At 35.7% G+C, this 19,193-nt stretch carries 18 protein-coding genes and 1 pseudogene; 8 read left to right on the top strand and 11 right to left on the bottom strand.

Features of this window, described 5'->3' with window-relative positions; translation table 11 throughout:
• Positions 1-132 precede the first annotated feature (132 nt).
• The 7 genes from SB717_RS27270 to SB717_RS27240 form a co-directional block, all read right to left on the bottom strand.
• Positions 133-1,356, bottom strand: coding sequence for a dihydrolipoamide acetyltransferase family protein (locus SB717_RS27270; RefSeq protein ID WP_410905663.1), 1,224 nt, complete (start codon positions 1,354-1,356; stop codon positions 133-135).
• Position 1,357: 1 nt separating this feature from the next.
• Complete coding sequence (locus tag SB717_RS27265) at positions 1,358-2,356, bottom strand: alpha-ketoacid dehydrogenase subunit beta (RefSeq protein ID WP_410905661.1); 999 nt, start codon at positions 2,354-2,356, stop codon at positions 1,358-1,360.
• Positions 2,353-3,366, bottom strand: a complete 1,014-nt coding sequence (locus SB717_RS27260) for a thiamine pyrophosphate-dependent dehydrogenase E1 component subunit alpha (RefSeq protein ID WP_410905659.1) — start codon at positions 3,364-3,366, stop codon at positions 2,353-2,355. The genes SB717_RS27265 and SB717_RS27260 overlap by 4 nt, the downstream gene beginning before the upstream one ends.
• A 646-nt stretch (positions 3,367-4,012) precedes the next feature.
• Positions 4,013-5,293 carry an MFS transporter gene (locus tag SB717_RS27255; RefSeq protein ID WP_410905657.1) on the bottom strand — a complete coding sequence of 427 codons (1,281 nt, stop codon included), beginning with the start codon at positions 5,291-5,293 and terminating at the stop codon, positions 4,013-4,015.
• Positions 5,294-5,295: 2 nt separating this feature from the next.
• Positions 5,296-6,264: a bile acid:sodium symporter family protein gene (locus SB717_RS27250; protein WP_410905655.1), complete on the bottom strand. Its 969-nt coding sequence runs from the start codon at positions 6,262-6,264 to the stop codon at positions 5,296-5,298.
• A 27-nt stretch (positions 6,265-6,291) separates the two neighbouring features.
• Complete coding sequence (locus tag SB717_RS27245; RefSeq protein WP_410905653.1) at positions 6,292-6,798, bottom strand: PPC domain-containing DNA-binding protein; 507 nt, start codon at positions 6,796-6,798, stop codon at positions 6,292-6,294.
• Between the two features lie 15 nt (positions 6,799-6,813).
• The gene (locus SB717_RS27240; RefSeq protein ID WP_410905651.1) at positions 6,814-7,599 is read right to left on the bottom strand and encodes an SDR family NAD(P)-dependent oxidoreductase; all 786 of its coding nucleotides are present in this window, start codon (positions 7,597-7,599) and stop codon (positions 6,814-6,816) included.
• Between the two features lie 313 nt (positions 7,600-7,912).
• On the opposite strand from SB717_RS27240, the gene SB717_RS27235 reads away from it, so the two are divergent.
• Positions 7,913-9,355 (top strand): sigma-54 interaction domain-containing protein, encoded by a 1,443-nt coding sequence (locus SB717_RS27235; RefSeq protein ID WP_410905649.1) that lies wholly within the window; start codon positions 7,913-7,915, stop codon positions 9,353-9,355.
• Positions 9,356-9,506: 151 nt separating this feature from the next.
• Positions 9,507-9,659, top strand: a complete 153-nt coding sequence (locus SB717_RS27230; RefSeq protein WP_410905647.1) for a hypothetical protein — start codon at positions 9,507-9,509, stop codon at positions 9,657-9,659.
• Between the two features lie 544 nt (positions 9,660-10,203).
• Here SB717_RS27230 and SB717_RS27225 read toward each other — a convergent pair.
• Positions 10,204-10,482 (bottom strand): MerR family transcriptional regulator, encoded by a 279-nt coding sequence (locus tag SB717_RS27225; protein WP_328251751.1) that lies wholly within the window; start codon positions 10,480-10,482, stop codon positions 10,204-10,206.
• Between the two features lie 724 nt (positions 10,483-11,206).
• Between SB717_RS27225 and SB717_RS27220 the strand changes: the two genes are divergently transcribed.
• The 6 genes from SB717_RS27220 (at position 11,207) to SB717_RS27195 (ending at position 16,666) form a co-directional block, all read left to right on the top strand.
• Positions 11,207-12,175 carry a glycoside hydrolase family 43 protein gene (locus tag SB717_RS27220; protein WP_410905645.1) on the top strand — a complete coding sequence of 323 codons (969 nt, stop codon included), beginning with the start codon at positions 11,207-11,209 and terminating at the stop codon, positions 12,173-12,175.
• Between the two features lie 70 nt (positions 12,176-12,245).
• The gene (locus SB717_RS27215) at positions 12,246-13,592 is read left to right on the top strand and encodes an oligosaccharide MFS transporter (RefSeq protein ID WP_410905682.1); all 1,347 of its coding nucleotides are present in this window, start codon (positions 12,246-12,248) and stop codon (positions 13,590-13,592) included.
• 619 nt (positions 13,593-14,211) lie between these two features.
• Positions 14,212-14,499: a hypothetical protein gene (locus tag SB717_RS27210; RefSeq protein WP_410905643.1), complete on the top strand. Its 288-nt coding sequence runs from the start codon at positions 14,212-14,214 to the stop codon at positions 14,497-14,499.
• Positions 14,500-14,511: 12 nt separating this feature from the next.
• Complete coding sequence (locus SB717_RS27205) at positions 14,512-15,645, top strand: FtsK/SpoIIIE domain-containing protein (RefSeq protein WP_410905641.1); 1,134 nt, start codon at positions 14,512-14,514, stop codon at positions 15,643-15,645.
• A complete protein-coding gene (locus SB717_RS27200) occupies positions 15,642-16,337 on the top strand; it encodes a hypothetical protein (RefSeq protein WP_410905639.1) in 696 nt (231 codons plus the stop codon). Before SB717_RS27205 ends, SB717_RS27200 begins: the two co-directional genes overlap by 4 nt.
• A 92-nt stretch (positions 16,338-16,429) precedes the next feature.
• Positions 16,430-16,666, top strand: a complete 237-nt coding sequence (locus tag SB717_RS27195; protein WP_410905637.1) for a hypothetical protein — start codon at positions 16,430-16,432, stop codon at positions 16,664-16,666.
• Between the two features lie 348 nt (positions 16,667-17,014).
• Here SB717_RS27195 and SB717_RS27190 read toward each other — a convergent pair.
• The 3 genes and pseudogenes from SB717_RS27190 to SB717_RS27180 all read right to left on the bottom strand — a co-directional run.
• Positions 17,015-17,095, bottom strand: a pseudogene (locus tag SB717_RS27190) (DinB family protein); the annotation flags it as partial.
• 7 nt (positions 17,096-17,102) lie between these two features.
• Positions 17,103-18,242 (bottom strand): NADH:flavin oxidoreductase, encoded by a 1,140-nt coding sequence (locus tag SB717_RS27185; protein ID WP_410905635.1) that lies wholly within the window; start codon positions 18,240-18,242, stop codon positions 17,103-17,105.
• 317 nt (positions 18,243-18,559) lie between these two features.
• Positions 18,560-18,748: a hypothetical protein gene (locus SB717_RS27180; RefSeq protein WP_410905633.1), complete on the bottom strand. Its 189-nt coding sequence runs from the start codon at positions 18,746-18,748 to the stop codon at positions 18,560-18,562.
• Positions 18,749-19,193: the final 445 nt, after the last annotated feature.

Here is a 19,193-nt window from a genome sequence, read left to right as displayed (position 1 = left end):
TTGTCCTCCTTTCTTTAACCACACTCGATACTTAATTTGTGTATTTTAACGAGAATAAAGCTACTATTCCCATGTGTATATGAAATAGAAAAATAGCAGCTTCTCACTGTCCACGAATCATATTTCCTTTTTTTATAAATGCATCTGATCAGGATCCTCCAAATAGCCCTTAATCATTTTAAGTAATTGTGCTGCCAATGCCCCATCTACAACTCGGTGATCAAAGGATAAACTAAGTACCATCATAGAGGCTGGAACAATTTCATCGTTTTCATTTACAATAGGCTTTCTTACGATTCGACCTACACCCAAAATAGCACTCTCAGGTAAATTAATAATCGGTGTAAACGCATCTACCTCATAGTTTCCAAGGTTACTGATGGTAAAAGTTCCCCCAGTTAACTCATCTCCAGAGAGTTTATTCTCTCTTGCTTTGGCTGCTAGGTCTCTTACATCTTTAGATATAGCCATAAATCCCTTACGGTCTGCGTCCCTTACTACAGGTACAACTAATCCCCCATCCAAGGCGACTGCCACGCCAATATTTATCTTGTCATGGATAATAATTCGATCTTCCTCAATAGAGGTATTCATCATAGGTATATGTCTTAGAGCTGTCGCAGTCATTTTCACTAAAATATCTGTATAACTTAAACGGATTTCCCCATTTTTTTTATTAAACTTATTTCTGAGTGCAACCATTTGGTCCACATTCGCCTCAGTAGTAATTGTGACGTGTGGTGCGTTAAGTTTGCTTTCTACCATTCTCTTTCCAATCACCTTGCGCATACTTGTCAATGGCTCACTATTTTCCATGTTTTCTGTAGAGGATTTTGCTTGAATATGTGTTTCTTTTAAGTCTTCTTGAGGTTCATTTTTCACCCTGTTTTGTTCATGAGATAATATATCCCTCTGTATAATTCTTCCACCGTAACCTGTACCCGTAATTTGAGTTAAATCTGCTCCCATTTTTATAGCCATCTTTTTCGCTAACGGGGAGGCCTTGATACGATTACCTTGTATTTTACCCATAGGAAGAGAGTTCTTCTCTTCCTCTATTTCCACATTATCTTGAGACTCTATTTTTGGAGAATTAGTGTTTATTGTAATTTGTTCATCTGCATCTCCCACGATGGCAAGCAAGCCCTGAACAGGCACGTCTTCACCATCCTGAACGTAAATTTTATGCAGTATTCCATCTACTTCACTTTCAATCTCACTAACTATCTTATCTGTAGAGATACTTACAAGAGCATCACCCTTTTTTACAATATCCCCTTCCTTCTTAATCCATTCATCAATTGTGCCCTCCGTCATTGTTAATCCTAATTGAGGCATCTTAATCTCTGTAGCCATATTAATGAGCCCCCTCATACAGCTTATAGCTAACTACTTTTTTTACTGCTCTCACAATGTCATTTGAGTTAGGAAAGAAAACGTCCTCAAGTGGTGGGCTATATGGTGGGACCGTATTCAAACCTGCTACACGTTCCACAGGGGAATCCAGTTCATCAAACAATTCTTCCATAATTTGAGTAGCAATTTCCCCTGCAAAGCCACTTCTCTTATAACCTTCTTGTGCTATTACTACATTATGTGTTTTACAAACGGATTTTTTTATGGCTTCCCAGTCCAATGGAACAAGCGTACGAAGGTCAATTACCTCCACATCAATTCCATCTTTTTCGAGTTCTTTCGCAGCTTCTAATGCAAATAACACTTGTCTGGACCATGCAATAATGGTTACGTCATTACCTTCACGCTTTACGTTTGCTAAACCTAGAGGAATAACTTGCTCCTCCTCAGTCATCTCACCTTTATCTGCATAAAGCAGCTTGTGCTCTAAGAAAACGACAGGATCGTCATCCCGAATAGCAGCTTTTAGCAAGCCCTTTGCCTCTGCAGGTGTTGAGGGACATACAAGCTTTAAACCCGGTATATGTGTAAAGTATGTTTCTAAACACTGTGAATGTTGACCTGCGTTACGTCTTCCAGCACCCATAGGTGCACGTATAACCATTGGAATACTCACCTGGCCACCTGTCATGTATCTCATTTTTGCTGCCTGGTTAATGATAGGATCTGCAGCAACACCAACAAAATCCACATACATTAATTCAACCACGGGACGAATTCCACGCATTGCTGCCCCTACTGCCATCCCAGTAAATCCTGACTCACATATAGGTGTTTCAATTACTCTATTGGGACCAAACTCATCCAAGAATCCTAGGGTGACACCAAATGGACTACCCATTTTTCCTAAATCCTCGCCAATAACGATTACATTTTCATCCCTTACCATTTCTTCATGCATGGCCTCTCTAATGGCCTTACTCATACTTAATTTTCTCATCGAATAACACTCCTTTCGTTTTCTGAGGCATATACATCCAATGTGACTTCACTTACATCTGGATATGGTGAGGATTTAGCAAATTCATAAGCTTCTTTTATTTCCTTATCCATTGCTGTATCAATGGCAGATAAATCATCTTCCGACACTCCATGTTTTAAGAGATGGTCTCTAAACCTTTCAATAGGATCTTTTTTCTTCCATTCTTCAGTTAATTCTTTAGGTCGATAGCTAGATGGGTCACCTTCATAGTGTCCACGGATACGATAGGTCTGACACTCTACAATAGATGGCCCTTTCCCCTCCCTAGCATGTTGTACAGCAGTTTTCACTGCCTCGTATACAGCCAAAACATCATTCCCGTCTACAGTTACACCTGGAATACCATAGGCTTGAGCACGTTCTGCGATTGTTTCTGTGTTAATGACTGAATGAATATCAACCGATACACCATATAGATTGTTTTCACAAAGATATACAACAGGAAGATTCCAAGCTGCTGCCATGTTAATAGATTCATGAAATGTTCCATGATTTGATCCAGCATCACCGAAGAATGCCAATGTAACTTCGCCACTTTCTCTAATTTTCGATGTTAATGCAGAACCTGTTGCAATTGGTAACCCAGCACCTACAATTCCATTTGCCCCAAGTATTCCTAATCCGAGATCAGCAACATGCATGGAACCGCCCTTGCCACGACAATAACCTGTTACCTTTCCAAAGAGTTCTGCCATTACTTTATCTGTTTTGGCTCCCTTCCCAATACAGTGGCCGTGTCCGCGATGAGTAGATGTGATAAAGTCCGTTTTTTCTAGTGCTTGACAGGAACCAACAGCTGTAGCCTCTTGACCAACGCAAGTATGAATATTTCCTGCAAGTTCTCCTGCTGAAAAGCATACGGTTGCTTGCATTTCAAATTTTCTAATTCTCACCATATCTTCGTACATATGGAGAAGCATTTCTGTTGAATATTGATCTTTCAGATTATTACTAGTCAAAATTGACATAAAACCACCCCTTCAAGCGAAATGATTGCGCTTTCAAAAATATGAGTAAATTTGAAATTACCTTACTTATTCATTTACTTTGCAAGTTCCATGCCAAGTAAAATAGATTAGATATTTATTTATAAACTCTAGTATTTGCTTTATTTTAATCATTGGTTAATATTTATATTTTTATAGATAATAGCAAAGATGCATTGGCGAAAACGCCATATTTTACGCATTTTTACCAATACATAACAAAAAGCTTTCTGAAATTAAAACAATCTTAGAAAACCTTCTTTTCATTGTTGAAGTTTCACAGGGGACAGGAGTCTTATTCACACTGATATTTAGTGAGTTCTAAAAGCATACTAAAAAGCCAAGGCTTTCTTAAAAAGCTCTTGGCTGCTTGTTTATTTTTTAATTTAATTGGATAAAAAATCAAATGTAGGCATGTCTAAACTCACTACAACTATAGGCACGTTCACTAAAGTGAATATAAAATTCATCAACTCTTCATAAGTCATTTGGTGAACCAAATTGATGCCGTACTTTTTCTTTTAATTTTAAAGATTTTGTATCAGAATTCCTTTATTTATTGCTTGATGAAAATAGTTACTTTACTCTTTATTATATTTATCCGAACAATAATTAACTTTTGGAATGATCAATTTGTCTCAGTAGTCAAATAAGGATCCACAGGCGTTTCAGCTTCTGTCTTTGGAATTTCAAATCTTCTAATAACTAAAATAACAACAAGCGATGCAGCAATAAGGCAAAATCCAAGTAGAGTGAATCCGTTACTAAGATTATTGTTATCTGACACTGCTCCAACAACTATAGGTCCTACAATACCACCAAAATTACCGCATAGGTTGATAAATCCATTTGCAGTCCCCGCCTGATTGCGTGGTACGAACGACATTGCCCATGCCCACCAAGGTCCAAATGCAGAATATATACCTATACCGGCAATTACTAATACAATCATATGTGCTATAAGACTTGAGCCAACGAAAGCCTGAGCAATTAATGCAAGGCCACCAATAAGTAGTGGAACTGCTACAAACAAAGCATGATTTCCTTCTCTATGATCAGACAAAGTAGCATTAATGTACATAGCAATACCAGCCAAGACGAAAGGAATTGCTGTTAACCAGCCTACAGTACCAATTCCTGTATTACTTAGTTCCTTCATTAGAGTGGGTAACCATAGTCCAAAGCTATACATTCCTGTAATCCATAAGAAATATACAACACAGAAAACCCAGATACGCGGGTTTCCTAAAACATTAAAAATGGAACCTTTTTCTTGTTCATCCTTTGCACGATTCTTTAAAATGTAGTCACGTTCTTCTTTTGAGATGTAACGATCTTTCTCTGGGGAATCTGCAACCAACCACGTAAATAATACAGCTAAGAGAAGAGGAGGGATTCCCTGCAAAAGAAACATCATTTTATAATCCCATTTTTCAATCATCCATCCTGCAATCGGCGCCATGATAATAGAAGAGATAGGTAGTGCCATCTCAGAAAAACTAATAGCTCTAGCTCTTTCATTATTGGCATACCAATTTACAAAGAAAATTGCAAATGCTGGCCATAAAATCCCTTCAGCAAGACCCATAACAAAACGGAGAAAGAGAAGTACTTTAAAGCTGTGAACTAACCCGGTGAAAACTGCTGCTATACCTAGTAATAATAAAGCAAAGATTATTACTTTTTTAGCACTATATTTCCCTGCAGCCCATCCCCCTGGAAGTTGAGTAACTATATATCCCCAGAAAAAGGCAGATAGTAAAACTCCAACAGCAGTTGATGAAAGACCCATGGATTTTACCATTGTAGGTGCTGCCATCCCTATATTGGAGCGATCAATGAAAGCTACTAGATAAACTAGAAAGAGAAGAAAGCCAATTCGATACCAACGTGCTTTTGGAATATTCATATTTACTCTCCTTTGTTTTCAATAATAGTAATTGAACTATACGCTGAATTCTTTGTTGAGGCTAATATAGCAGCTATAAAACTTCCTATAACTAAATTACAAACCATATTTGCCATTGCTGCTACGCTTGCCATAGAACCAAATGTATCGTTGGCTAAAACTGCTGCCAAAGCAGAGTTGCAAATCCCGACTTCAAATAAAATCGCCCGGCATTCAGCTTCACTATAGCGTAGCAATTTTGCATAACCATATCCGCATACCATTTGGAGTGTTACCTGTAAAAAAACGCAAATAGCAATGGGGAACAATATTGAAATATCTTGTAATAAGACAGACTTTGCATTAGAAAGAATACCTAATACGACAGTGTATAAAGCCAAAGAAGATATGATGGGTATAAACGGTTTTATACCTTTACTCAGATATGGAAAGATAGATTGGAGAGATATTCCCACCATTAAGGGAAGGAACACAACACAAATCATCTTAAGCCAAAAAGAAAAGTAATCAAAATCTACACTCGAGCCTATCAATACCTTGATTAAAAAAGGCGCAATAAAGGGCCCGACCAGGGTATCAAAACTTGACATAGCAAGGCTTAAAGATACATCTCCTTTTGCAATAAAAGTATTTAGATTTGCAGATGTACCACTAGGGACAATGCCTGCCATTATGATTCCATATGATAGTTCCGACATCCCGAAAAATAACACGGCAAGCCCTATAGAAATCAAGGGAGCGATTACCCATTTTCCTAAGGAACCAGACAGTGGTCGAACAGGCTTGCGCGCAAGTTTTAGTAAGCGCTTTCTTTCTAGGGTGAGACCCATCATAAATAGAATTAGAGCAAGAGCCCATTCTGTTGTAGATCCTAAGAAGCGAAAAGCCTCAGGAATCCATAAAGCAAGAGCTGCTGATATAACAATCCAAATCGGCATTAAGCGAGCGATAATAAAGGTTACAATATTCATCGATTATTTTTAATAGAACCAAAAGGCTTAATCTGAAACATTTCCATTTTCCGGTGCTACTTTCTGAAAAGTAAGTGTTTTAAAACCGAGCTGTGGTTTGAAAGTACGAACTGCTTCAATACTTTTACCGACTTGAATGGAGAATTCTACTGTAATTAATGTAGGATTATTGCCTGGAAAAATATGGCCTCCAAAAACATTTCCTTTGTCATCTCCGAATAGGGCATGTAAATGGAAGTCAGTTTCTCCATCCTCATTTCGACATAAAAAGCCTGTTCCCTTTATTAGCTCAATTGGTCCTTTTTCAACAATTAGATTACTATAAGAAAGTTTCTCCATATCATCATTTATAAGATAAACGTATCCAGCTTGAGCAAGTGAACCGATACAAGTAACAACACCAGATTGAACACCATACTGCTCATATTCCTGTATAATACCTTCCATAATGTCAGATCCGGCTGCTAATGCCCCAAAAATAATGCCATTTTCTTTATCATAAACAGAGTGATTTTGAACTTTTTCAGTAATCATTGTATTCCTCCTTTTTCATCCAATCGCAAGTCCTCCGCATACTTTAACTACTTGTCCTGTGGTATAATTTGAGGCAGGAGAAGCAAGATAGACTACGGCTTCTGCTATATCCTCTGGTTTTCCAAATCGCTTAATTGGTTGATTGTCTAAGGCATAGGTTAAATTTTGTGTCATTTCCGTACTTACTGCCCCAGGTGCTACACTATTGCAAGTAATCCCATACTTACCTACTTCCTTGGCCACCCATTTAGTGAAAGCAATAACTGCACCTTTTGAAGCTGCGTAAGCTGGACCAGAACGTCCGGAATCAGTTCCTTCATAGCTAGAGGTTGGCCCACCCATAATTCCAGAAATCGAACTAACATTTACTACTTTTCCATATCCTTGATTAATCATATGAGGATAAATCGCAAGTTGAGTGAATAAGAACGTTCCCCCCAAATTGGTGTCTAGATCCCGAGACCAATCATCATCTGTAATATTTTCAAGCCCTTTACGCCCACAAGTACCAGCGTTATTAACTAAAATATCAATTCCGCCAAATTTGTTAACGCTTTCATTTATAACTTTTTGAACTTCTTCTCTATTCCGAATATCAATTCTATAAGATGTTGCTTCACAATAAGGAAAATCTGTTTGAATTTTATTAATGATTTCATCTGCTGGTAATAAATCAACAATCACTACATTTGCTCCATTTCGAGCTAATGCGTATGCACATGACGAACCAATGCCACGCGCAGCTCCCGTTATAATTGCAAGTTGTCCAGTTAAGTCGTGTTTTTCACTCAAAGTTAACATAAAATCCCCCATCTCCATCGTGTCAATTAGTAGACATCATTTTCTTAAATATAAAACGAACAATGATAAGTCGAATCTTATTCTTTCTGTTTGAACAGTCTTAGTGTTTAGTTAAATAATCCCTCCTTTTATTATTAATTAAATAAACTGCAAGTTTCATGCCAATTAAAAACTGACATCCTAATCCACGTTCTGATTTGAAAAATTAATACTAAATTGGACATTGAAAACATCTATTGGTATTTCTGCTATGGTAAAATTGCAATATATATAGCATTTTTACCATAAAACTTATTAAGGGGATGGAAGATCAATGAAAAATCTTAATAAGCCTACACTAGATCGTAAAAAGCTTTCTCAAGAAAAACAGGATTCAGAGTTGTTACTTCGTAAACTGATAGGCAGTTCATATGACGGCATAACAATAACAGATCCAGATGGCCGAACAACCTGGTACAATGATTCATTTTTACGTATGTCAGGTTTACTCCCTTCTCAATTAGACAACTATACGGTTCATGAGATTATTGAAAGGGGTTGGTTAAAAGGTTCTGCATCATTAGATTCAATCTCTAAAGGAGAGGTTGTTACAAAATTAGTTACATATCCTACAGGAATTGAAGCTTTAATCTCCGCAACTCCTGTTTTTAATGATAAAGGACAACTTCTTTATAGTATTGGAAATGTGAGGGATCTGACAGAACTTAATAAGCTAAAACATCAATTAAATGAAACATTTGCACTTACTGAGACTTATAAACAAACATTACAAGAGGTTCAGCTAACAAATATTGACGGTAATCAAATCATTTATCGTAGCCCTTCAATGGAAAAAGTTATCTCTCTTGCTCACAAGTTCTCTACAGTGGATACACCCGTTTTAATTTTAGGAGAATCCGGGGTAGGTAAAGATGTACTAGCCAATTATATTCACACAATAAGTGATCGTAAGGATAAAGGTCCATTCGTGAAAATCAATTGTGGAGCAATTCCTGAGCATCTACTAGAATCTGAACTTTTCGGCTATGAAGCTGGAGCCTTTACAGGTGCTGGAAGGCAAGGTAAAGTTGGGCTGTTTGAAGTGGCCCATAATGGAACCATATTTCTAGATGAAGTTGGAGAAATGCCTCTTTCACTTCAGGTGAAGTTATTAGGGGTACTACAAGACATGAAGATTCAAAGAGTAGGTGGCATAAAACAAATACCAATAGATGTGAAAGTTATAGCTGCAACTAATGCAAATCTAGAGGGAATGATAAAAGAAAAAAAGTTTAGACGTGATCTCTATTTTAGATTAAACGTATTACCCATCAATATCCCCACACTCAAGGAAAGGCCCGAAGATGTTTTTGCCCTTTTAGTCCATTTTCTTAATATGTATAATAATAAACACAATATGAACAGGTCGTTTTCTCCTTCAGCCGTAGACCTTTTACTTTCATACCATTGGCCTGGAAATATCCGTGAACTAAAAAATGTAGTCGAACAACTAATGATTATATCTGATGAGGATGTAATTGATGAACCCTTAATTCCAATTAAATTACGCGTTAAAAAAAGTGAAATAGTCCCTACTGAAATCGAGAGTATTCCTGAATCGACTAATAAAACCCCTCTGAAACACCTTATTAATGAATATGAAAAGAAAGTCCTTTCTCATTATTTATCAACATATAAACCAATGAAACATTGTGCAGATATATTGGGAATTGATCTTACTACTTTGGCTCGTAAGAAAAAACGTTATAAACTTTGATTAACTTACCTACGTTCCTTCTCTAAAGTGTTAATGAGATTGGATTCCGGTAAAAAAAGGTAACGTATGTCAATATGTAAAAAATTAGATGCGAATATATATTCGAAATTGTTATATAATTTTGAATAAAAAGAAAAAAGGGATGTTCATTATGGCGTATAGGACTTTTGAAGAATGGATGAAAAATGTTAAAAATATTGATCCCACGATTTTACAAATGACCGTTCGGATGTGGGATAAGTATTTTGACGAATATAATCAATATAAGAACAATCTGTTATTAACTAATGCAAGAGAAGGATAAAACCTTCTCTTTTTTTTGTTTTTCGTTAGGAAGATTAAATTAAATTTTGGATATTTTATCAATTATATTTAATATAATATAATTTAACCTTTTAAAAATTATTAAAAAATGAGCATTATGAAAACAAATGAATTTTATGTTAGAAGTAAAAAACTTGAGTATGACCACAAGAGAGATTCAGATCTGTTTCATTAAAAGAAATAGTTTGACTTCAAAAAAATGCATAATGAATACATCTTTAAAAGTATATATATTTTGCATCTTTTAGGGAAAAAAACTACTTCATTGGCAGTGATTTTATCATAATAACTTGTAATTCTACAAAAGAGAGCAACACATACAGATAAATAAATTCAACTGTACAAATACAATTTTTTATAATCGCACCTATAGATATTTTCATGTTAATGTCTCCTTTCCTCCATATCCCATTCTTTTGGAACTTACGTAAATTGAAAGGTCTTTATTTTAGACAACTTAATAAGGACTGCTATTCTTTAACAGCAAGTAAAGTGGTTTAAGTGGATAGACAACGAGCATTTATTTAACTAATATTCGTTTTATGCTTACCTTTTTTTCTCTTCTTATCAAAATCATCCCTAATTTCTCGTGTAAGAACTCCCTCCTCTATTTTTTCTGCAATATCCATTAGTGTTTCAATATCAGAAAAAGAATATCTACGGGTACGAGAGGAAGTACGTGCAGGAAAGATAAGCTTTTGAGTTTCATAATAACGAACTTGCCTCTCAGAAAGTCCAGTCATTTCAGTAACAGTTTTCATAGTCATTACTTTTTTCTCTCGATATGAGTAATCTTTCTTCAAATATTTTCTCTCCTCTATGCTATTTGGCTAACTTTGTAATGCGTAGACTCTTATAAATGTAGAAATGAACTTACATATATCTAAATTTTCAAATAATTATGTTTTACAGTAGCAATATAATATACAAATATCTACAACTTGGTCATAATGCCTGACATAATAAATGGAACCATTATTGAACTCGTGCTCATCCTTTTTAAAAAATAAGACATCTCATTCTTTAACCTCGTACTGATCCCACAGTCGTTCTACTTAGTCCTTGGGACACCTTTAGGTCTCTCATCCAGTTCATGAAGAATATATGCGACTAGGTAAAGTCCAAACATAATAAAAAACAATCATACCTTACCTCCCCAACTACTGATCTTTTACTGCAGTAAAGGTTCTTTGTTATTTTTTGAATGGACAGGCAAGCTTACTGCAGTAGCTAAACAGTTTCTATTCCTTTAGTTATTCAAGAATCAACAAATTCGATTTAAAGTAAACCTTCCATTATTGGAGGATTTTATTCTTTTCTTCCGATAGTTTGAACAAAAAAACATCGGTTTTTATAAATGAATTCTCCGAAATAAATCTGCTCTCATAACAATAAACCATTTATTTGTACGTACATTTTTGTACGTATTAATTCTTTTAATATTGACATTTGTACGTATTGATTATATATTTCATAATAGTAAGCGTTTTCTTTATTTTGATTAATCTGAAATTGGGGGAATGTAAAGTGCAAACTAACTACGAATATATGAATCCAATCGTTATCCAAAGAGCTGATCCGTGGATTTATAAGCATACAGATGGTTATTACTATTTTGTTGCTTCTGTTCCAGCTTATAATCGTATCGAAATTCGACGTGCAAAAACGATTCAAGGATTAGGGTTTGCACGACCGAGAACAGTTTGGTTAAAGCATAATGAAGGTGAAATGAGTAAATTAATTTGGGCCCCAGAATTACATTTTATTAATAACAAATGGTATGTGTATTTTGCAGCGACGGATACCGAAGAGTTAGATGAAAATGGCATGTTCACCCATAGAATGTATGTAATTGAAAATGATTCAGAAAACCCTATGAGTCCAAATTGGATTGAAAAAGGACAGGTTAAAACGAATATGGAGACATTTTCCCTAGATGCAACGACTTTCCAACATAATGATTTACTTTATTACGTGTGGGCACAAAAGGACCCAGAAATCAAAGGGAATTCAAATATCTATATAGCAGAAATGGAAAACCCTTGGACAATTAAAGGAAACCCAGTAATGCTTACAAAACCTGAATTTGACTGGGAAATTAGAGGTTTTTGGGTAAATGAAGGACCTGCTATTTTAAAGAAACATGATCGTATCTTCCTAACTTACTCTGCAAGTGCAACAGATGAAAATTATTGCATGGGTATGCTCACTGCTAAATCAAATGCAAATTTATTAGATCCAAAATCATGGATAAAATCTCCACAGCCTGTATTTCAAAGCGATTTAGAAAATCATCAATATGGACCTGGTCATAATTCATTTACAGTAAGTGAAGATGGCAAAGAAGATATTCTTATCTATCATTGCCGTGACTATACAGAAATTATCGGTGATCCACTGTATGATCCAAATCGTCATACAAAAGCTCAAGCTATTCACTGGAATGAAGACGGAACGCCTAATTTTGGCAAACCTGTACCATATACAGATTTATAAGCTTATCTATCATTGAAGCTATACTTCGATTTACTTCAATCTTATATATTTTTATGATACATAATGGCAGCTGAACTGCTTTTCATTATTATTTTATGGTTTCTACTGCCAGTCTATATATGAGAAAGCCAATTCGAACTTTAAAGGAGCGTTTAAAATGCAGGGAACCAAGAAGAATTTTTGGAACTTTGGAGGGTTATTTTTCTTCTATTTTTTCATCTGGGCTACAGTATTAACCTTTTTACCAATTTGGTTGGAAGAACAAGCAGGCTTAACAGCTAAGGAATCTGGCTATGTCTTTTCAGCTATGTCATTAATTGCTTTATGTTATCAACCGTTTTTCGGAATCATTTCGGATAAATTAGTATTTAAGAAAAACTTATTTGCAACAGTTGTTTGTGTAGCAATGTTTATGGGACCATTCTTTAGCTATGTTTTTATTCCTCTATTAGACATTAATATTTTTGTTGGTGCCATCCTTGGCAGTATCTATTTAAGCTTTGTATTCTATGGTGGTGTAGGTGTAGTTGAATCCTATATCGAAAGGGCAAGTCGTACGAACAAATTTGAATATGGACGCGCTCGGTTATTTGGATCAATTGCAGGTGCAACTGCGACATTTGTGGGTGGAGTTCTATTCGTAATGAATCCTGGTAGTATTTTCTGGATCTCCTCATTATCAGCAGTAATTCTTGCTGTTTTACTATTCACGGCAAAAGTTAACACAAGTAACATTGATAATACTGATCAAGAATCTAAGCAAAAGTCTGAACCATTAACAAAAGAAACAATCTTATCTATCTTTAAAATTAAGAATTTTTGGATGTTAGGTCTATTCATTATTGGTACAGCTACCATTTATGATGTATTCGACCAACAATTCCCCAATTATTACAAACACTTTTTTACAACGCCTGGTGAAGGAGTAAATGTATTCAGCAAGCTAGTTACCCTACAAATCGGTATAGAGGCAATCTTAATGGTATTTATGCCATTTTTCATTAACAAAATTGGAGCAAAACGAGGATTAATTCTTTTTGGTTGGCTTACTTTCATTCGAATATTAGGTAGTGCCATTGCTGTAGGCCCCATCTCTCTTTCATTAGTTCGATTAATCGCAGCTGTAGAAATGCCATTATTGCTAATCTCAATCTTTAAATATATTACAAGTGTATTTGATGTTCGCCTTTCAGCTACAATCTATTTACTAGCTTTCAACTTTGCGAAGCAATCATCAGTCATGATTTTCTCAAGTGTTGCTGGTGTTTTATACAGTGCGACGGGTTACCAAAATACGTATTATATCCTAAGTGCAATCGTATTGATTATTACTGTAGTATCAATATATACATTGCAAAATGATAAGAAAAATGCAATTGAATTTAGAAATGCCCAATTAGCAAGAAAAACTATGTAATTCATTCTCAGTAAGAGGATCAGATCCTTCTATATTTTTTAAATTTGCATCTACGTTTCATAAAATCTCACTATTCAGGGTTATGATATAGATACTTGAGGAAAATATAAAGGTTATGGTAAAAAGAGAAGGGCTTGCCCTTCCCTTTTTTAATTCAAGTGTGTTTTCTCTTTTTTTGAACTTGTGGCATACAATTCACGATGCTACTGCTTCTCATTACGTTCTTCCTTAGATGTTGGAAAACCTTTGAATCTTTCGTCTATTCTATGAAAAAGATGAGCCATTAGGTCAACCCCCAACATATAAAAACCCAACATCTGTTACATCATCATCTAATGATCCCTTACTGCAGTAAGGGTTCTTTTTTATTTTTCGAGCGGACAGGCAAGCTTACTGCAGTAGCTACATAGTATCTAAGGAATTGTAACTTTATTACGTAATCAGTAGCTAGTTCAGTAGCGCTACCGCGTTAATACAAGCTGTATACGCTTAGTGAAGCCCTTCATGGAACCTGTAAGGGAGCTGAGCCGAAGAGGCGAAGGGGGCGACCGGATGCGTTGAGCTGAAATTATGCATAAATCAAAAGTCAAAAATTGAACGAATGAAAGAAGGTATCAACTTGAGAAGAACACAAAGGTTTCGTTTTCGAAAAGTCTTTCCTCCACCTCTCACGAGACTTCGTCCCTTCAGGGCTTATTCCTTTGTTCCTTTTAGTCCACTAGCCATGCTTGACCCCACTATTTTGACCATAGGAGGCATTGTCTTAGGAATTGCCCTCATCGAACGAATATTAGAGCGATGGGGTGTGATTGATCTGGTTGATCAGTTCGCAAAGGTAATGCGCTTTATCTTGCCTGTCACTTTTTATGGAGCCTTATTTTACTTCTTTGCGACATTTATGTTTTAAGGAGGGTTCTAGATGTTTGAGAAACTAAAATTGCGTGGAAAGCTTATTAAAGCGTTTCGTACGGCAGAGATTTACCGGATGGTGAAACGTGGAGACCGTACCTCCTATCTGTTTCCGAAAATTCATCAAATCGATCATCATCACACCTATACGCGGTACGCCTTTTCCTTACTGAATGGGATCGATCCCGAGCTTTTAACGAAAAAAAGGTGGGCATTACGGCAAGTATTAGGGAGCAATATTGAAGTGAATGGCAGCTTAAAGAACTTTAGTATTACGGTTCATCACAAAAGCCTACCTAAGATGCTTACTTATAAGTATGAAGCCATTCATCCCCATATTGAGAAAATGGAGCTTCCAGTATGCATTGGTCAAGATATCTATGGGAACCCCGTTTCATGGGATTTTGCCGATTTAGAAACCTTATTGATATCTGGTGAAATTGGAGCCGGAAAGAGTAGTCTTATGCGCGTTATCCTCACAACATGGGTGAAATATACATCGCCTGATGATTTGCGATTAGTATTAGTCGATCTCAAGCGAGCTGATTTAGGACTGTTTCATGGGATTGAGCATGTGGATGCGCTTTGTTTTGAAGCGAAAGATATGCGAAAACCTTTTGCCTTGTTACGAGCTGAAATGTATCGAAGAGGCGATTTATTGTTAGAGCATGGCGTAACGCATATCAGCAGGCTACCTTTTAAGCTGCCTCGTATCGTTGTGGTAATTGATGAAATGTCCATAGTGAAAAGAGAAACGGATCTTGTAGAGATGATCCAACAGTTTGCGAGTCAAGGTCGTGCGTTAGGTGTTCATACGATTATTGCCATGCAGCGTCCCGATGCCGATTTGTTGAATTCAGCACTAAAAGCAAACTTACGGGTTCGGATCTCTGGAAGGCAGGCCGATGCGATAAATGCAAAAGTAGCCGGAGTAATCGGTGCCGAAGAAATTGATGCTGCAGCCAGAGGGCGCATGAAGATTAAAATTGATGAAGTGAAAGAGTTTCAAGCCTACTTCTTAGATGAAGAAGCTTGTAAGGAAATACTTTTACCTTATAAAACACTTGTGAAAGATCCTGAACCAAAACTAGAAGTGGTATCACAGTCTATCTTCGGGTTATTAGAGAAGGAGGAACAGCGATGAGCTTTCGACTATCTCAGCGTGATAAAGACATCATAGCGTTTGTTAACCAGTTTAGAGCTGTGGATAGGGACTCATTAGTTAACCTCTTCTTTAAACAGCTCAAATCACCCGTAAATGCTTGTAATAGCGTCATGGTACGTTTATATCGATTAGGACTCATTGAACGCACACAGCAGTATTCTCCGACGGTCTATTTACCTGTAGATGCCAAAATCAAAAAGAACTCTCAAAAAATATTACATTTCCTTTCTATCTTGGATGTCTATAAACAAATGTGTACGTATAGTGTACCTAAACACGTCATTGTGGAAGATAAGCCCACTGGACGAAAAGGAGGAATTGAACCCGATCTCTTTTGTATTTTTAAAGGATCTCCTTTTTGGATTGAAATTCAGCGCAATCAGTATTCCGAACAGAACATGCAAGCGAAGATCAATCTCTATGAAGAGTTTTTCTTTTCGGATGAGTGGAGATCTTTGTATTGGCAGCCAGAAGAACGGTCACCTATCTTCCCTTCTGTCATTTTGATTACACCTGTTCGGTATGCTGTTAATTCTGACCATATCCGCATTATACAAGTAGCCAGTATTCATGAACTTATGGAGAAATACAAGAGTTCAGCAAAATCTCAAAAAGAAGCAAGAACAAAAACAGCTCATTCTTCTGGTGGGATTAGAATTAACTTAACATAAGATATTCTAGGATATGCAAAATTTCTAATTCAGTTATTATTAAGGATACGGTAAAATATTACAAAAGATAGGTTTTACGGAGGATACTTATTTTGTTAATCATAATTAGAAATTCTTTAATAATAGCTGTTTGTCTTTATTTAGCAAGTGTTTTTCTCCCTGAAGTAATGAATGTAAATGAGGCTGTTGCAAAATATTTATTTGTAATACCAGTTGGCATTTGGGGTATTAAATCAAAAAATAAATGGTGGATTAATCTTATTTCTTTTCTTTTAGCTCTTATTATTCTAATTTTTTCTATAGATTTATTACCCGAAAGCATGCTGTAAAAGATAAAAGTAAAAAGCTATCTCGTAGAATGAGATAGCTTTTTATTAGGACTGCTAATTATAAAGTACCAAAATATAACCGCAAGTAAACAATAGCACATTTTTTCCATAAGGACTAATGGTTAGGTGTACTGGAATATGTATAAAAGGTAGGTTTTTTATACATATTCCTCTCAACTGATAAACGGGAAAAAATCAGTCATACCAAAGATGTATAAGAAACTGTATATTCAATAAAAAAAGTCTTCCGAGAACCCTTATCTATAAGGGTTCTTTCGCTTGCTTGGTTCCTTGAAGAGTGATTATGATAACTAAGATTGTATATGATATTTATAGCGTTTGCTTGGTTTAATCCCATATTCTAGGGCGATCAACCTCCATGATCCTTAGATATTGTAAGAGTTGTCCAGTATGTACGGATTCATGATAGCAACGATTAAAGCAATACCTCAAAATCCTTAATTTTAACATCTGGCCTTAGCACTTTTTCTTCATCAAACTTTGCCAATGGGTCCCCCTTTTTGACTTTGTTGACCCAATCATGGTTAGCAAGAGCTCCTTTACCTAAGGTAATTATATCGGCTTCTCCCTTTTCAATAATTTCTTTTGCCTTAACAGGATCCTCTAAATGCCCGTTTGCTATTACACAAACTTTCCCATACTTTTTTGCCAGAGCCGCAAGCGACAAATCGCTGTTATCCAGACCTGAATTGGTTCCAATTGTTTCTTCATCTTTTGGAAATGCAGGTTGCCATGCTTCATACTCTGTAATATGAATAAAATCAAGATCCGCATGCCCTAACTGACCAAAGATGATTTCAGCATCTTTTTCTTTTCCTGCCCACTTGTGATTATAATCATTTACCTTTCCTTGTGAAATCCGAATACCAATGGTAAAATGCTCTCCAACAGCCTTACGAACTGCCTTAGAAACTTCAACCAATAACCGGACTCTATTTTCAGTAGAACCACCATATTCATCTGTACGTTTATTAGTATAATCAGTAAGAAACTGGTCAAGTAGGTAACCATTTGCTCCATGAATTTCAACTCCATCAAATCCAGCAGCTTTTGCATGTTTAGCCGTATTAACAAACCCGTTTATTACTTCTGTGATGTCTTCTTTCGTTGCTTCCCTTGGAGTACGGTACAGGCCTTTCCCTTCATAAAATTCCATTTGTTTTCCTTTTGGTTGCACAGCCGAGGGTCCAATTGTTTCGTGAATAAAACAATTCCCTTGTGAAAGGGCTCCTGCATGCATTATTTGTGCAAATATTTTAGCACCTGCTTGATGGACGGAATCGACGACCTTCTTCCATGCTTGTGTTTGTTCTTCATTAATAAGACCTGGATTATTAAAATATCCTTGACTATACTTATCATCAGTATAAATTGCCTCCGTAATAATAAGTCCAAATCCTCCACGGGCAAACGATGTGTAGTATGATACCATCTGATTGGTTGCCACACCTTCAAAAGTTGCGCTTGTGCGTGCCATTGGAGCAACCCCTATTCGGTTATTTAATGTTATATTGCCTAATGTAACATTTTTAAATAATAGTTTTGGATTGGTCATTGTTAAAGCCCCTTTCTTCTCAAAAAAGCCTTAGGCTATTTAATTTAAAAACACCTCAAAAACCTTAATTAAAATAATAGCAAGTCATTTTTAAACAATCTATGTAACCAATAAGATGTTTGATTCAATTATTAAGTTTAATTACTTTCCCTAAGAAACAACCTCTTTTCTTGCTTAAGGTTACTCTTATTTTAAATAGTTAAATAGCTTATCGATTTCTCAATTTATGTTATAACTAACTATTTTTTTGTATATATAAAATATATGATTTTCTAGCTCTTAAAAAAAGATACCCTTGTCCTTTTGGTTAGCTAGTTTTAAAATCTTAAATAATTCCTGTAATATATCCCATTTTCAATCTCAATCTCATATCTAAGTCTGGTTTGTCTTTTGTAAAGCTCATCAGAAAAATAGTTAAATTCCTCTTCTGTGATATCCTCGTTTATTAAATCTTCAAATAATTCATCTAGATGTTGAGTTACTTCTTGAAGTTCTCGTTCTTTCAACGGAATTCACCTTTCAAATGTTGTTTTATTCTCTTTCTTTTTACTGCCTCTCATTTTGCTACTATCATATAGATGTAAAGTCTTTGGGGATCCTCTTTAAATATCTATTTGGCCAATCTAGTTCCTCTCCCATGGTACCTTCAATCCCTTATTTATATCCCAACCCATTTCCTTTTCTATTTACTTTATCTAATTCCACTTTAGGTATCTGGATATTAGTGTTTACTATCGGTTGCTAATAAAATAAATCGTGTTTACCTCCGACGGTTTCTTACTAAGTTTTTTGTTTCTAAATATCTTTTCTTCTTTCTATTTTCCAAAATATTCTTTAATTCGTCTATACGACCTTCATACTGTATTTTTGTTCCTATAATTCCTTCTTTTTTCACCTTTTGTGCATGCTCAGATAAAACAACTTAGTTAATCAGTTAGTTAGATATTTAAT

This window comes from Priestia sp. SIMBA_032 (assembly GCF_046535215.1).
GTDB classification, from domain to species: Bacteria; Bacillota; Bacilli; order Bacillales; family Bacillaceae_H; genus Priestia; species Priestia aryabhattai.
Note: the sequence above shows the minus strand (reverse complement) of the source record. Positions and strands in the feature narration are given on the sequence as shown.